The organism is Pseudomonas emilianonis, from assembly GCF_023072625.1.
Taxonomy (GTDB): domain Bacteria; phylum Pseudomonadota; class Gammaproteobacteria; order Pseudomonadales; family Pseudomonadaceae; genus Aquipseudomonas; species Aquipseudomonas paraveronii.
On sequence record NZ_JAKNRV010000414.1, the window covers coordinates 1 to 2500 of the forward strand.

The 2500-nt window shown below is 50.6% G+C and carries 2 tRNA genes and 2 rRNA genes (1 of these 4 cut by a window edge); all 4 read left to right on the forward strand.

Annotated features, from left to right (window positions below):
* Positions 1 to 192: 192 nt before the first annotated feature.
* Positions 193 to 1729 (forward strand): 16S ribosomal RNA (locus L9Z73_RS26490).
* 83 nt (positions 1730 to 1812) lie between these two features.
* Positions 1813 to 1889, forward strand: a tRNA-Ile gene (locus L9Z73_RS26495).
* A 27-nt stretch (positions 1890 to 1916) separates the two neighbouring features.
* A tRNA-Ala gene (locus L9Z73_RS26500) sits at positions 1917 to 1992 on the forward strand.
* Positions 1993 to 2241: 249 nt separating this feature from the next.
* Positions 2242 to 2500 (forward strand): 23S ribosomal RNA (locus L9Z73_RS26505); its annotated part runs 1656 nt beyond the window's last position; the annotation flags it as partial.

Genomic DNA, 2500 nt, shown 5'->3' on the forward strand with positions numbered 1-2500 from the left:
CCTCGGTTGAGACGAAAGATCTTAACCAACCGCTCTTTAACAACTGAATCAAGCAATTCGTGTGGGTGCTTGTGGAGTCAGACTGATAGTCAACAAGATTATCAGCATCACAAGTTACTCCGCGAGAAATCAAAGATGTAACCAACGATTGCTGAGCCAAGTTTAGGGTTTCTTAAAAACCCAAAGATGTTTGAACTGAAGAGTTTGATCATGGCTCAGATTGAACGCTGGCGGCAGGCCTAACACATGCAAGTCGAGCGGTAGAGAGAAGCTTGCTTCTCTTGAGAGCGGCGGACGGGTGAGTAATGCCTAGGAATCTGCCTGGTAGTGGGGGATAACGTTCGGAAACGGACGCTAATACCGCATACGTCCTACGGGAGAAAGCAGGGGACCTTCGGGCCTTGCGCTATCAGATGAGCCTAGGTCGGATTAGCTAGTTGGTGAGGTAATGGCTCACCAAGGCAACGATCCGTAACTGGTCTGAGAGGATGATCAGTCACACTGGAACTGAGACACGGTCCAGACTCCTACGGGAGGCAGCAGTGGGGAATATTGGACAATGGGCGAAAGCCTGATCCAGCCATGCCGCGTGTGTGAAGAAGGTCTTCGGATTGTAAAGCACTTTAAGTTGGGAGGAAGGGCAGTTACCTAATACGTGATTGTTTTGACGTTACCGACAGAATAAGCACCGGCTAACTCTGTGCCAGCAGCCGCGGTAATACAGAGGGTGCAAGCGTTAATCGGAATTACTGGGCGTAAAGCGCGCGTAGGTGGTTAGTTAAGTTGGATGTGAAATCCCCGGGCTCAACCTGGGAACTGCATTCAAAACTGACTGACTAGAGTATGGTAGAGGGTGGTGGAATTTCCTGTGTAGCGGTGAAATGCGTAGATATAGGAAGGAACACCAGTGGCGAAGGCGACCACCTGGACTGATACTGACACTGAGGTGCGAAAGCGTGGGGAGCAAACAGGATTAGATACCCTGGTAGTCCACGCCGTAAACGATGTCAACTAGCCGTTGGGAGCCTTGAGCTCTTAGTGGCGCAGCTAACGCATTAAGTTGACCGCCTGGGGAGTACGGCCGCAAGGTTAAAACTCAAATGAATTGACGGGGGCCCGCACAAGCGGTGGAGCATGTGGTTTAATTCGAAGCAACGCGAAGAACCTTACCAGGCCTTGACATCCAATGAACTTTCTAGAGATAGATTGGTGCCTTCGGGAACATTGAGACAGGTGCTGCATGGCTGTCGTCAGCTCGTGTCGTGAGATGTTGGGTTAAGTCCCGTAACGAGCGCAACCCTTGTCCTTAGTTACCAGCACGTAATGGTGGGCACTCTAAGGAGACTGCCGGTGACAAACCGGAGGAAGGTGGGGATGACGTCAAGTCATCATGGCCCTTACGGCCTGGGCTACACACGTGCTACAATGGTCGGTACAGAGGGTTGCCAAGCCGCGAGGTGGAGCTAATCCCAGAAAACCGATCGTAGTCCGGATCGCAGTCTGCAACTCGACTGCGTGAAGTCGGAATCGCTAGTAATCGCGAATCAGAATGTCGCGGTGAATACGTTCCCGGGCCTTGTACACACCGCCCGTCACACCATGGGAGTGGGTTGCACCAGAAGTAGCTAGTCTAACCTTCGGGAGGACGGTTACCACGGTGTGATTCATGACTGGGGTGAAGTCGTAACAAGGTAGCCGTAGGGGAACCTGCGGCTGGATCACCTCCTTAATCGACGACATCAGCTGCTCCATAAGTTCCCACACGAATTGCTTGATTCATTGAAGAAGACGATAAAGAAGCAGCCCGAAATTGGGTCTGTAGCTCAGTTGGTTAGAGCGCACCCCTGATAAGGGTGAGGTCGGCAGTTCGAATCTGCCCAGACCCACCAATTTTGTGTGGGAACCTGTAGAAATACGGGGCCATAGCTCAGCTGGGAGAGCGCCTGCCTTGCACGCAGGAGGTCAACGGTTCGATCCCGTTTGGCTCCACCACTACTGCTTCTGAAGTTTGAGAGCTTAGAAATGAGCATTCCATCGTGATGATGGTGAATGTTGATTTCTAGTCTTTGATTAGATCGTTCTTTAAAAATTTGGGTATGTGATAGAAAGATAGACTGAACGTTACTTTCACTGGTAACGGATCAGGCTAAGGTAAAATTTGTGAGTTGCTCTTAATTGAGTATTATCGAATTTTCGGCGAATGTCGTCTTCACAGTATAACCAGATTGCTTGGGGTTATATGGTCAAGTGAAGAAGCGCATACGGTGGATGCCTTGGCAGTCAGAGGCGATGAAAGACGTGGTAGCCTGCGAAAAGCTTCGGGGAGTCGGCAAACAGACTTTGATCCGGAGATGTCTGAATGGGGGAACCCAGCCATCATAAGATGGTTACCTTACACTGAATACATAGGTGTAAGGGGCGAACCAGGGGAACTGAAACATCTAAGTACCCTGAGGAAAAGAAATCAACCGAGATTCCCTTAGTAGTGGCGAGCGAACGG